Source organism: Niveispirillum sp. SYP-B3756 (assembly GCF_009495745.1).
Classification (GTDB): Bacteria; Pseudomonadota; Alphaproteobacteria; order Azospirillales; family Azospirillaceae; genus Niveispirillum.
In genome coordinates, this window is the sequence record NZ_WIDQ01000001.1 from 147,590 (window position 1) to 160,925 (window position 13,336).

At 64.5% G+C, this 13,336-nt stretch carries 9 protein-coding genes; 5 read left to right on the forward strand and 4 right to left on the reverse strand.

Features of this window, described 5'->3' with window-relative positions; translation table 11 throughout:
• Window positions 1-129: 129 nt before the first annotated feature.
• Window positions 130-1,611, forward strand: a complete 1,482-nt coding sequence (locus GE253_RS00710; RefSeq protein WP_153202229.1) for a pyruvate kinase — start codon at window positions 130-132, stop codon at window positions 1,609-1,611.
• Window positions 1,612-1,663: 52 nt separating this feature from the next.
• Here GE253_RS00710 and GE253_RS00715 read toward each other — a convergent pair whose 3' ends face one another.
• Entirely contained in the window at window positions 1,664-2,692 is a 1,029-nt protein-coding gene (locus tag GE253_RS00715; protein WP_348770751.1) for a hypothetical protein, read from the reverse strand.
• 251 nt (window positions 2,693-2,943) lie between these two features.
• Between GE253_RS00715 and GE253_RS00720 the strand changes: the two genes are divergently transcribed.
• Window positions 2,944-7,788 (forward strand): NAD-glutamate dehydrogenase, encoded by a 4,845-nt coding sequence (locus tag GE253_RS00720; RefSeq protein WP_153202231.1) that lies wholly within the window; start codon window positions 2,944-2,946, stop codon window positions 7,786-7,788.
• A 35-nt stretch (window positions 7,789-7,823) separates the two neighbouring features.
• On the opposite strand, the gene GE253_RS00725 is transcribed toward GE253_RS00720, so the two are convergent.
• Entirely contained in the window at window positions 7,824-8,354 is a 531-nt protein-coding gene (locus GE253_RS00725) for a GNAT family N-acetyltransferase (RefSeq protein WP_153202232.1), read from the reverse strand.
• Window positions 8,355-8,537: 183 nt separating this feature from the next.
• Here GE253_RS00725 and GE253_RS00730 point away from each other — a divergent pair, with 183 nt between their 5' ends.
• Window positions 8,538-9,167 (forward strand): DsbA family protein, encoded by a 630-nt coding sequence (locus GE253_RS00730; protein WP_153202233.1) that lies wholly within the window; start codon window positions 8,538-8,540, stop codon window positions 9,165-9,167.
• A gap of 4 nt (window positions 9,168-9,171) precedes the next feature.
• Here GE253_RS00730 and GE253_RS00735 read toward each other — a convergent pair whose 3' ends face one another.
• Window positions 9,172-9,696, reverse strand: a complete 525-nt coding sequence (locus tag GE253_RS00735) for a hypothetical protein (protein WP_153202234.1) — start codon at window positions 9,694-9,696, stop codon at window positions 9,172-9,174.
• A gap of 27 nt (window positions 9,697-9,723) precedes the next feature.
• Window positions 9,724-10,305 (reverse strand): hypothetical protein, encoded by a 582-nt coding sequence (locus GE253_RS00740; RefSeq protein WP_089367386.1) that lies wholly within the window; start codon window positions 10,303-10,305, stop codon window positions 9,724-9,726.
• Window positions 10,306-10,584: 279 nt separating this feature from the next.
• Here GE253_RS00740 and thrC point away from each other — a divergent pair, with 279 nt between their 5' ends.
• Together thrC and GE253_RS00750 are read left to right on the forward strand one after the other, a co-directional pair.
• Window positions 10,585-11,988 carry a threonine synthase gene (thrC, locus tag GE253_RS00745; protein WP_153202235.1) on the forward strand — a complete coding sequence of 468 codons (1,404 nt, stop codon included), beginning with the start codon at window positions 10,585-10,587 and terminating at the stop codon, window positions 11,986-11,988.
• Between the two features lie 93 nt (window positions 11,989-12,081).
• Window positions 12,082-13,299: a pitrilysin family protein gene (locus GE253_RS00750; RefSeq protein ID WP_153202803.1), complete on the forward strand. Its 1,218-nt coding sequence runs from the start codon at window positions 12,082-12,084 to the stop codon at window positions 13,297-13,299.
• Window positions 13,300-13,336: the final 37 nt, after the last annotated feature.

Consider the following 13,336-nt stretch of genomic DNA (forward strand, 5'->3'; position numbering starts at 1 on the left):
CCCCAAGGCGAAGGGCTGGTTTCCGTAACGGGAAACCAGCCCTTTTCTTTAACTGTTTGAGACAGGTCATGGGGCCGTAACAGGCACGGTCTATGCTGCCCCCATCTTCGCCCAAGGGGAGCAGCGGACATGGATGACGGTCAGCCGACCAGTCGGGACAGCCTGGAACTGGCAGGGTTGTTGGCAGAAATGGCGGCCCTGCGCGCCACCATTCTGGAAGGGGCGGCCCCGTTCCTGGCCCGCCTGGGCCAGCCGGCAGCGGAAAGCCCGCTGGCCAATCTGGCCCATTATCTGGCGCTGCGCCATCATGACCTGCGGCCGTTGCAGCGCCGCCTGATGCGATTCGGCCTGTCCTCGCTGGGCCGGTTGGAAAGCCGGGTGCTGCCGACGCTGGATGCCGTACTGGTGGCACTGGCTGGCTTGCAGGGGGCACCCGCCCCCATTCTTCTGCCGACAGAGGGGCAATTCTTTGCCGGGGAACAGGCGCTGGCAGCGGCAACGGAGGGGCTGTTCGGCCCAGCCCACGCGCATCGCCGCTGCCGCATCATGGTCACGCTGCCCAGCGCGGCAGCCGCAGACGCCGACATGGTGCTGGAACTGGCCCGGCTGGGCATGGATTGCGCCCGTATCAACTGTGCCCATGATGATGCCGCCGCCTGGCACAGCATGGCCGCCCATGTACGGGCGGCCAGCCTGGATGTTGGCCGGCCCATCCGCATCCTGATGGATATTGCCGGGCCGAAAATCCGCACCGGCGATCTGGTCGCCGCCCCGGAGAAAGGCAAGCTGCGGGCCGGCGACAGCCTGTGGCTGACCGTGGAAGGGGCACCGCTGCCCCCGGGTGGCGGCTATGCCGTCGCCGTCTCCCTGCCGGAAATCGTCAACCGCGTCGCCGTCGGCGACCGCGTGCTGTACGATGATGGCAAGCTGGAAGGGCTGGTGGAGGCGGTACAGGAAGGGGCGGCCCTGGTGCGGGTGGGCCGGGTGAAGGAAGGCGGGCTGAAGCCCAAGCCGGAAAAGGGCCTGAACCTGCCCGACACCGCGCTGGGCCTGTCACCGCTGACCGCCAAGGATGAACGCGATCTTGCCGCCGTGATCGAATGTGCCGATATGATCGGCTATTCCTTCGTCTCCCGACCGGAGGATATCGACCTGCTGGACGCGGCCCTGGCCCGGCTGCCGACGCGGGCAACGCCCTTAGGACTGGTCGCCAAGATCGAACGGCCGGACGCAGTGCGCAACCTGCCCGACCTGATCGCCCGTGCCGGCCGCGACCGCCCCTTCGGCGTGATGATCGCGCGCGGCGATCTGGCGGCGGAAATCGGCTTTGAACGGCTGGCGGAAATGCAGGAAGAAATCCTGTGGATCTGCGAGGCGGCGGCCGTTCCGGTGATCTGGGCCACCCAGGTGCTGGAAGATCTGGTGAAATCCGGCGTGCCGTCGCGCGGGGAGATGACGGATGCCGCCATGGCCGCGCGGGCGGAATGCGTGATGCTGAACAAGGGCCCGGCTGTGGGCACCGCCGTGTCGCTGCTGGATCGGCTGCTGGGCAGCATGGATGGGCATCTGCTAAAGAAGACGCCGGTGCTGCGGCCGCTGAAATCCTGGTGAGGGTCGGTTCAAGGGCGGCCATGGACAAGGGCCGCCCTTGAACCGACCGGGGTCAATCCACCATCCGCACCATCGGCAGGCCCACACCGGCCGCCACCCGTTCGCGCAGCACGTCGCGGCGGAACCGGTGCAACTCGGCCGGGCGGCCGCCGGTATTGGCCTCATGCGTGCCGGTGGCTTCCACCAGCCCGCCAGCCAGCACCAGCCGGCGGAAATTCTGCTTGTGCAATTGCACGCCGGACAAGGCCTCCACCGTGCGCTGCAGGCGGAACAGGGTGAACTGGGCCGGCAGCAGGTCGAACACCACCGGCCGGTATTTCAGCTTGCCGCGCAGCCGGCCCAGGCCGACCGCCAGGATGCGGCGATTATCATGCGCCATCGGCGTGCCCAACTGGGCCGCCAGATCGGGTTCATCCAGATGCGCCTGATCCAGCGCCAGCCCTAGGCGCTGACGGATGGCCCGGTCACGTCGCGCCTCTGCCACCAGGCCTGCGCTGTAGAGCAGTTCATAGCGTTCCAGCACCCGCTCCGTATCCCACAGCTCTTCTTCGGCGAAGGTGGTGGAGACACGTTCCGCCCGCGCGGCTGCGGCGGTGGCATCGGGGGCGGCGGCGATCCAGCGCTCCAGGGCAGGCTGGATAACCCTGGTCAGAATCTCCGGCCGGCCGTCGCGCCAATCCTCCCAGGGGAAATAATCGTACCAGTCGTGCCATTCCGCCGCCCCGCTGCCCGACAGCGGCGCTTCGCGCACCAGGGCCATATAGCCGACGGACACCACGCGCGCCCCCCCCTCCAGCTCTCGCGGATCACGATAGCGGTCGCCGAACGTATAAAGCTGCTCCACATAGCGCAGCGGCAGGCCCGTCTGTTCCTGCACCCAGCGGCGCAAGCCCTGTTCCAGCGTGCGGTCGCGTTCCGGCGCGAACGGGCCGAAGGGCAGCAGGTCCAGCCCCTCCGTCGCGTCACGCTGTTCGGGCGTGGCCAGGTCATGCGTCATGCGCCGCACCACCAGCACGCGCGGCACCTCATCCGTCACCGCGACGATGACGGCGGTCAGGCCCAGCACACTCGAGTCGGCCACGGGCAAGGGGTGCTTCCTCCCAGCTTCGAAAATCGGGCGATGGCGGCGCATTCGAAAAGAAAGCCGTTGCCGCTTGTAAAGCAATGGAATGCCGTATGCCAGCCCGCCAACAGTACAAGCCTTTCGGATCATGGGATTGTAACCGTCTGCACCTTCCTGACTGTCATGAAAATGGGGCAAGGTATGGTCCGCAAACCGTGCCGGGCCGGACTGAATCCGGCCAGAGAGCCGGTGACATCGGGAGAGAAGTCATGGCGTACAAGCTCGAACAGCGGAAGTCCGAGCTGGTGGAACAGGTGGTCGCCAAATTGCGCGCCCGTCTGCCCAAGGAGAAGGCCGCGCTGGCCGAAACCTTCGTGCGGCAGTTCTACCGCAATGTCTCAGCCGAAGACATGCTGCGTTCCAGTGCTGACGAACTGTATGGCGCTGCACTCGCCATCTGGCAGTTCGGCTGTACCCGCCATGCGGGTGAAACGCTGGTCCGGGTGATGAACCCGCGCGTGGATGCCGACGGCTGGCATGCCCATCATACCGTGGTGGAAATCGTCAATGACGACATGCCCTTCCTGGTGGACAGCGTTTCCGCTGAACTGAACCGCCATGGGCTGACCGTGCATCTGGTGGTGCATCCGGTGCTGCGCCTGACGCGCGGGGCTGATGGCAAGATCGCCACCCTGTTTGAGCCCGAGGCCGCCCCCGCCGACGCCATTGCCGAATCGGTGATGCATATTGAGGTGGACCAGATTGCCGGTGCGGCGGAGCTGGAAGCGCTGCGCAGCGGCATCCTGAAGGTGCTGGGCGATGTGCGCGGCGCTGTGGCCGACTTTACCGCCATGCGCGAACGGCTGGCCGAAACCCTGCTGGACAGCAGCACCAGCCGCCTGCCCCTGCCGACGGAAGAGGTGGAGGAAGGGCTCTCCTTCCTGCACTGGATGGATGAAGAACATTTCATCTTCCTCGGCCTGCGCGAATATCGCTTCGGCCAGGATAATGGCGAGGCGACGCTGGAGATCCAGCCCGGCCAGGGGCTGGGCGTGCTGCGCGACGATGATGTCAGCGTCTTTGACGGGCTGCGCCATTTCTCCACCCTGCCGCCGGAAGTGCGCAGTTTTGTGCGCCAGCAGCGCTTCCTGATGGTTACCAAGGCCAACAAGGACAGCACCGTGCATCGCCGTGCACCGCTGGATGCGGTGATGGTGAAGCTGTTCAACGACCAGGGGGAGGAGATCGGCGAACGGCTGTTCGTTGGCCTGTTCACCAGCACCGCCTATAACCGGTCGTCCCGCGACATCCCCTATCTGCGGCAGAAGGTGAACCGGCTGATGGTGCGCACCGGGTTCGACCCGCGCGGCCATGATGGCAAAGCCCTGCTGCATATTCTGGAAACCTTCCCGCGTGACGAGCTGTTCCAGATCAGCGATGACGAGCTGTATGAGATTGCCCTGGGCGTGCTGCAATTGCAGGACCGCCAGCGCGTGGCTCTGTTCGTGCGCAAAGACCCGTTCAATCGTTTCGTTTCCGCACTGATCTATGTTCCGCGCGATCGTTACGATACCGATCTGCGCCGCCGCTTGCAGGGCCTGATCGAAAAGGCCTATGGCGGCACCACCTCCCAGGCCCACGTCACCCTGTCGGAAAGCGTGCTGGCCCGCGTCCACCTGATCATCCAGACCAACGGCGCGCCGCCGGATGTGGATGTGCTGGAGCTGGAAACCCAGCTGATTGAGGCGGCGCGCGGCTGGCGTGACCGGCTGTCCCAGGCTTTGGTGGAGGAAAAGGGGGAGGCCGCCGGGCTGGCGCTGGCCCGCAAATATCTCCAGGCCCTGCCCGCCTCTTACCAGGAAGCCTATGGCCCGGATGAGGCGGTGGTGGATATCGCCCGCATTGAACAGGCCCTGGCCACCGGCCGCCTGGCGCTGAACCTGCACCGCCCGGTGGAGGCAGAAAGCCACCAGCTCTATTTCAAGGTCTATCAGTCCGGCTCACCGGTGGAACTGTCCAAGGTTCTGCCGATGCTGGAACATCTGGGTCTGCGCATCCTGGCCGAAGGCGGCCCTTACGAGGTGGAGGTACCGGACCAGCCGGCCAATATCTTCATCCAGGATTTCGACATGCTGACCACCGACGGTCGGGCAGTGGAGCTGGAAAAGATCAAGGCCGCCTTTGAGGATGCATTCCTGCGCGTCTGGACCGGGGAGGCGCAGAGTGACGGGCTGAACCGGCTGGTGCTGGCTGGCGGCCTGTCCTGGCGCGAGGTGGTGGTCTTCCGCGCCTATGCCAAGTACCTGAAACAGGCCAAGTTCGACCTGACCCAGGAATATATTGAGAATACGCTGGCCGCCCATGCCCCCATCGCCCGCCGGCTGATCGACCTGTTCCGTGTCAGCCACGACCCGGCCTTCCTGGCGCAGTTTGGCCGCGATGCGGTGGATGTGAAGCGCAAGGGCCTGATCCTGGAGATCGACCATGCGCTGGATGGTGTCTCCAACCTGGATGAAGACCGCATCCTGCGCCGGATGCTGAACCTGATCCGCTCCACCCTGCGCACCAATTATTTCCAGAAGGGCGCGGATGGATCGCCCAAGCCCTATGTCAGCTTCAAGCTGGACAGCACCGGAATTGACGAACTGCCCCTGCCCCGCCCCTGGCGGGAAATCTGGGTCTATAGCCCGCGCGTGGAGGCAATCCACCTGCGCGGTGGCAAGGTGGCGCGCGGTGGCATCCGCTGGTCCGACCGCAAGGAGGATTTCCGCACCGAAATCCTGGGCCTGATCAAGGCGCAGATCGTCAAGAATGCGGTGATCGTGCCGGTGGGCAGCAAAGGCGGCTTCGTGGTGAAAAACCCGCCGCCGCCCACCGCCGGGCGCGAAGCGCTGATGGCCGAAGTGGTCGAATGCTACAAGACCATGATGCGCGGCCTGCTGGACATCACCGACAACCTGAAGAAGGGGGAGGTGATCCCGCCCATCGATGTGGTGCGGCTGGACAGCGACGATCCCTATCTGGTGGTGGCCGCCGACAAGGGCACGGCCACTTTCTCCGACATCGCCAATGGTGTGTCGCGCGATTACGGCTTCTGGCTGGATGATGCGTTCGCGTCTGGCGGGTCCGCCGGTTACGACCATAAGGGCATGGGCATCACCGCGCGCGGCGCGTGGGAGGCGGTGAAGCGCCATTTCCGCGAAGGGGGCAAGGATATTCAGCGGGAGGATTTCAGCACTGTCGGCGTGGGTGACATGTCGGGCGACGTGTTCGGCAATGGCATGTTGCTGTCGCGCCATATCCGGCTGATCGCCGCCTTCGACCATCGCCATATCTTCATCGATCCCAACCCGGATGCGGCAACAAGCTGGGTGGAGCGCAAGCGCCTGTTCGATCTCGGCCGTTCCTCCTGGGCCGATTACGACGCATCGCTGCTGTCCGCCGGTGGCGGCATTTTCGACCGGTCGGCCAAGTTCATCCAACTGAGCCCAGAAATCCGTCAGGCCCTGGATATCCCGAATGAACGGCTGACCCCGGCGGCCCTGATGCAGGCCATCCTGAAGGCGCGGGTGGAATTGCTTTGGCTGGGCGGCATCGGCACCTATGTGAAATCGCACGAGGAAAGCAACGCCGATGCCGGCGACAAGGCCAATGATGCCATCCGCATCAATGGCCGCGACCTGCGGGTGAAGGTGGTGGGCGAAGGGGCCAATCTGGGCTTCACCCAGCGTGGCCGGGTGGAAGCAGCCCAGGTCGGCATCGCCATCAATACCGACGCCATCGACAATTCCGCCGGGGTGGACACCTCTGACCACGAGGTAAATATCAAGATCCTGCTGCGGGATGTGATGGACAAGGGCGGCATGACCCGCGAACAGCGCGACAAGCTGCTGGCGGAAATGACCGATGAGGTGGCCGCCCTGGTGCTGACCGACAATTACAAGCAGACCCAGGCCCTGACCATCGCCCAGGCGCACGCCGCAGATGCACTGGAGGATCAGACCCGTTTCGCCCGCGCCATGGAAAAGGCCGGCAAGCTGTCCCGCGCCATCGAATTCCTGCCCGATGATGAGGAGGTGGCCACCCGCGTGGCCAACCGCCAGGGGCTGACCCGGCCCGAACTGGCCGTGCTGCTGGCCTATGCCAAGATCGACCTGTACGACCAGTTGCTGGCCAGCGGCCTGCCGGACGATGCCGCCGTGCTGGGCGATCTGGTGCGTTACTTCCCCAAGGCATTGCAGGAACGTTTCCCCGACGCCGTGGCCGGTCACCAGTTGCGGCGGGAAATTATCTGCACCGCCGTTACCAATGGCATGGTCAACCGCGTCGGCCCCACCTTCACCTGGGAAATGGTGGAACAGACCGGGCGCGGGGCCGATGATGTGGCCCGCGCCTATCTGGTGGTGCGCGATGCCTTTGGCCTGCGCGCCCTGTGGGACGCGGTGGAGGCGTTGGATACCAAGGCCCCCGCCCAGGCCCAGACGGAAATGATGCTCTATACCGGGCATCTGATGCGCCGGGCCGTGCCCTGGGTGCTGGCCCATGGTGCCTATCCGCTGGATATCCAGGCAGAAATCGCCCGGCTGGCCCCGGTGGTGGCGGAACTGGCCGGCGATCTGGCCGGCCTGCTCTCCCCGGCGGCGCTGAAATGGGTGGCCGAACATGCGGGCCGCTGGTCGGAACAGCAGGTGCCGGGCGATCTGGCCTCCCATATCGCCCAGTTGCCCGCCTTGGCGGCGGCGACCGACATCGCCGCCGTCACGGTGGAAACCAGCAAGCCGGCACCGGATGTGGCAGCGCTTTACTTCCAACTGGGCGATCGGCTGGGGCTGGATACGCTGCGCGCCCGCACCCTGGATGTGAAGGCCGACAATCACTGGCAACGTCAGGCCGTGGCGGCCATCTTGGATGATCTGTTCAGTCTGCAGGCACGGTTGACGGCCCGCGTGCTGGCCCAGCCCGGTGGCAACCCGCTGGAGGGCTGGATCGCCCAGCGCCAGGGCCCGCTGGACCGGATCAACAGCCTGCTGACCGAGTTGCGCGCAGCATCCAGCGTGGATATCGCCATGCTGGCCGTCGCCAGCCGGCAATTGCGCGGCTTGTTGGCCGGGTGATAGTCAGGAATGGGGCCGGTGGCAGCACCGGCCCCTTACCCCTGCCATTCGCGGCGCAAAATGGCATATTGCATGGTGTTTTCGTAAAGCGGCGTGCCGTTCGCATCCTTGCCGAAGCTGACATATTCGATGAACATCCCTTCCTGCCGCATCCCCAGCCGCTGGCACAGGCGTTGCGACGGCAGGTTGGTGTCTTCCACATAGGCATAAAGCCGGCGGGCCTGTTTGGCTGTGAACAGATGGGCAAACAGGGCCCGCGCCGCCTCTGACGCATATCCAGCCCCGGCGACATCTGGGTTGAAGTTCCAGCCGACGGAATAGGTATCCGGCTCCTCGAACATCGCAAACAGGTCGCCGATCAGGCGGCCGCCATCGCGCAGGCAGACGGCAATATGCTCATCATCCTGGCTGCGCTTTTCCACTTCCGCTTCGGCGGCGGCAAGATCATCCAGCTTGAGCGAGAAAAAACAACTCACCGTCGGCTTGTACAGATAAGCCCATAAATCCGCCGCATCCCCGGTCTGAAAGTTCCGCAGGATCAGCCGGTCGGTTTTGATCATGTCCATTTAAATCTCTGCTGCCTCAGCCTTGTGTTTTATTCTGCTGACGTCAGATAGGCATTGATCGCAGGCCCCACCAGGGACAGCAGCAAAAACATCCCCCTGTTCAGCCCTTGCATCCGGGCGGGCTTGCTGGCAAGCCTTGGGCCCCGTTCCTTGGCCCAACCATCTTGAAAGCTGACCGCCATCATGCCCGGCCCCGTCACCGTCGATTTCTATTTCAGCCCGGCCAGCCCCTATGCCTATCTGGCATCCACGCAATTGTCGAAGCTGCAGATTGAAACCGGCTGCCGGGTGGATTGGTATCCCGTCTCTGCCCGGGCACTGAACCGGGCGGCGGGCTATGATCTGGAACAGGCGGTGCCGCATTCCGGCCAGTTCCGCCCCGATTATCGCCGCACCGATCTGGAACGCTTCGCCCGGCTCTATGGCGTGGCCTTCCGTGATTACAAGGATGTGGTGATGCCCAATCCGCCGCGTCTGGCGCTGGCCTGCGTGGCGGCGCGGCGGTTCGATGCCGGGCAGGTGTTCGCCCGCACCCTGATGAAGGCCATCTTCGTGGAAGGGGCCAGCCCGGCTGATGATGCGCTGTGCCTGCGCATCGCCAATGACGCGGTGGGCATCGAGCCCCACCTGTTCGAACCGATGCTGAACGACCCGGAAACCGCCGCCCAGGCCGCCGGCTTCGTTTCTGCCGCCGTCAAGGCCGGCTGTTTCGGCGTGCCCAGCTTTGTCGTGGCCGGCAAGGAAATGGTCTATGGCAATGACCGGCTGTCATTGCTGCGTCAGGCGGTGCTGGAGGCCAAACAGGCAAGCTGATCAATCATCCGCTGCTGTTGGCCGGGGTGGGCATCGTTAGTGGCTGAATGGTCTGGATCAGATAGACGCCATCGGGCGGATAGCGGCGTTCCACCTTGGCGCGCGCCGCTGCTTCGTCTGCGGCCCAGACACGGAAGCGGCGGCTGCCCACCCAGGGCGGCATCTGCCGGCTGTCCGGTTGCGGGCCGGCACTGTCCACAATGACAAGCCAGCCCCGGTCCAGCACGCCCCGCCGTTCATCCAGCACAAAGATGCGGTTTTCCGGTCGGGCCAGCTGGTGCATCTCCTCCTCGAAACGGATCAGCTCCTCGCTCAACAGATCGGCGGTGCGCTGAATATTGCGCACCTCCCGGCCCAGTGTCAGGCTCTCTCGTGCTGCCGCGCGCAGCCGTTCCGTCTGCTGGCCCTGTTTGGCGATCACGGTCTGGTAGCGTTTGCGCGCCGCCCGCACCCGGCGCATGGCCTGATCAAGGCCGATAGCCACCGCCATGAAAACCAGCAATGCCGCCAGGAGCAACGAAACGTTCATCGCACTCCCTTCCCGTTCGCCCCAGCCTCAACCGGCCACAGCCTTGGCCGTTTCCTGACCCTCCGCGGGGCCCGCCTGCTCCAGGGAGATGGATAACGTACTGAAACCCAGCGGCACAGGGTAAAATCGCTGGATTTCCTTGCGGGCATCGCCCAGCGAATCGGCCCAGACCTCCACGATTTGCGGCTGGGCCCATTCACCATCCAGGGTGGGATGGCGCTTGCGGTCGGCCACCGCCATCTGCACCTGCCGGTTCACCAGCCAGGCGCGGAATTTCAGGAAGGCCTGGCCTTCCGCCCCCACCACGCGAATGGGGGCCTGTGCCTCCCGCCGCGCATCGGCCAGCGCCTTATCCTGCAGGAAACGGCGGCGGCGCAGGTCGGTGATTTCCGCCGTCAACACCCCCAGCCGGGCACGGCGGTCGCTGCGCCGTGTGTCGAACTTGGCTTCCAGCAGGGAACGACGGGGCAACGCCTCCTCCGCCCGGCGCAGATCGGGACGCGACAGGATGCTGCTTTCCACGAAGCGGCCCAGCAGATAGGTGAAGAGATAGGCGCCGAAGCCCATCATCACCCCCACCATGATCCCGTGCATATAACCCATCGCCATCCGGCCTGTCTGTCCGCACGAACATGTTATGCGTCCCTGCCGCCTGGAATATCCGCCAGCAGAAACCCTACACGCTCTAATATACCCGCGCTTCGGGTGCCAACGATATAGCGCCTGCTGCCTAGGCCCCATCCGAAAGTGAAAAATTAACAAAGCGGCACCCGCCGGGCGTGTCGGGCATGACGGGTTTGCGTGCCGCCGGACGCCCCGTCCTTGCTGCGAGCCGCCGCGCTGGATAGGGTATCGCGGTTTGGGAGAATTCCGGGTAACGGGGTGAACTTGTCTTACATCAGCACGCGCGGCCAGGCGCCGTCCCTGGCTTTCGATGATGTTCTGCTGGCGGGGCTTGCCCGCGATGGCGGGCTTTATGTGCCAGCGGCGTGGCCGCAGCTCACCCCGGATGATCTGCGTCGTTTCCGTGGCCTGACCTATGCCGAACTGGCGGTGGAGGTGATGTTCCCCTTCCTGGACGGCACCATCGCAAAGGAAGATTTCGCCGGTCTGGTCAACGCCGCCTATGGCAGTTTTGCCCATAAGGCCGTGGTGCCGCTGGTGCAGATCGACCAGCGCACCTGGATGATGGAACTGTTCCACGGGCCGACGCTGGCCTTCAAGGACGTGGCCTTGCAGTTGCTTGGTCAGTTGTTCGACCATGTGCTGGCCAAGAAGGACAGCCGCGTCACCATCGTCGGCGCCACCAGCGGTGATACCGGCTCGGCCGCGATTGAGGCCTGCCGGGACCGGGAACGGGTGGATATCGTCATCCTGCACCCGCAGGGCCGCACCTCCGAAGTGCAGCGCCGGCAGATGACAACGGTTCTGTCCAGCAACGTGCATAACGTCGCCCTTCAGGGCACGTTCGACGATTGCCAGGACGCCGTGAAGGCGATGTTCAACGACCAGCCGTTCCGCGATTTGCTGAACCTGTCGGCGGTGAACTCCATCAACTGGGCCCGCATCATGGCCCAGATCGTCTATTATGTTGCCGCCGCCGTGGCATTGGGGGCACCCGACCGGGAAGTGGCCTTTGCCGTGCCCACGGGCAATTTCGGCAATGTCTATGCCGCCTATGCCGCCCGCCAGATGGGCGTGCCGGTGAAGCGCCTGATTGTCGGCACCAACGAGAATGACATTCTGGCCCGCTTCTTCGCCTCTGGCGCCATGCAGGCCGACGGGGTGGTGCCGACCATCAGCCCGTCGATGGATATCCAGGTCTCCAGCAATTTCGAACGGCTGCTGTTCGACCTGATGGACCGCGACGGCGCCGCCGTCGCCCAGTGTATGGATGGTTTCCGTAAAACCGGCCGGTTTGAGGTGAGCCAGGGTCAGTTGGATCGCGTGCGGGAATTGTTCGAAGGCTATCGCTGCGACACCACCGAAACGCTGGCGGTGATGAAGGATGCCTATGACGGCTCTGGCTATCTGGTCGATCCGCACAGCGCGGTCGGTGTGGCCGCCGCCCGCGCGTCGAACCTGGACCCGTCGGTGCCCCTGGTGGTGATGGGGACCGCCCATCCGGCCAAGTTCCCCGATGCGGTGGAAAAGGCCACCGGCGTGCGCCCCCCGCTGCCGCGTCATCTGGCCGATCTTTATGACCGGGTGGAGAGGATGGACATCCTTCCCAATGATATCCAGATATTGAAAGATCATGTGAAAGCCCGCGCCCGCATTCTGGGCGTCTAAGGCATTGATGGAAGAAACTGGTACGTGAGCAACTTCGCTTTCCCGACCCCTGAGAATATCCGCCTGACCACCCTGCCCAACGGTCTGCGGGTCATGACTGACACCATGCCGCATGTGGAGACCGTGACGGTCGGCGTGTGGTTCGGTGTCGGCAGCCGGCATGAACCGCTGGCCGCCAATGGCGTGGCCCACGTGGTGGAACATATGCTGTTCAAGGGCACGCCGACGCGCGACGCCTTCGCCATTTCGGCGGAGATCGAGAATGTCGGCGGGCACCTGAACGCCTATACCAGCCGCGAACAGACCACCTATTACGCCAAGGTGCTGAAAGAGGATCTGGGGCTGGCCATGGGCATCCTGGCTGACATGGTGCAGCACCCGCTGTTCGATGAGGAGGAGCTGGACAAGGAACGCCAAGTCATCATTCAGGAAATCGGTCAGGCGGAGGATACGCCCGACGATATCGTCTATGACCATTTCCTGGCCACCGCCTTCCCCGGCCAGCGGCTGGGCCGCCCGGTGCTGGGCACGGCGGATATTGTCGGTTCCCTGCCGCGTACCGCCCTGGTGGATTATGTGCATGGCCGCTACGTACCGGCCAATATGGTGGTCGCCGCCGCCGGCAATGTAAGCCATGAACAGGTGGTGGAACTGGCCGCCCGCCTGTTCACCGACCTGCCGACCGGTGAGGCCATCCAGGCCGAACAGGCGCTGTATCAGGGTGGGGAGTTCCGCGAGGAACGCGATCTGGAGCAGGTGCATCTGCTGCTGGGTTTCCAGGGCCTGTCCAACACCGATCCCGATCTGTACGCTACGCTGATGCTGTCCACCCTGCTGGGTGGCGGCATGTCGTCCCGCCTGTTCCAGGAGGTGCGGGAAAAGCGCGGGCTGGTCTATTCCATCCACAGCTTCAACTGGTCGATGGCCGATACCGGCGTCTTTGCCATCTATGCCGGCACCGGCCCGGAAAGCATGGGCGAACTGGTGCCCGTGGTGTGCGAGGAGGTGCGCCGGCTGGCGCGCAGCCTGACCCAGGAAGAGGTGTCGCGCGCCCGCGCCCAGTTGAAGGCCAGCCAGTTGATGGGGCTGGAAAGCACCACCAACCGGGCCGAACAGTTGGGATCGCAGATGCTGTCACATGGCCGCTACATCCCGCCCGCCGAAACGGTGGCAAGACTGGATGCGGTGGATCTGGACGCCATCGCCGCCTGTGCCGACCGCATCTTTGCCAGCAAACCCACCCTGACGGCGCTGGGGCCGCTGGATGGGCTGGAAAGCTATGGCGACGTGACCGGTCGTCTGGTTGCCTGAGCCGATAACAATAATAAGAACAGCAAAGGGGGGCGGC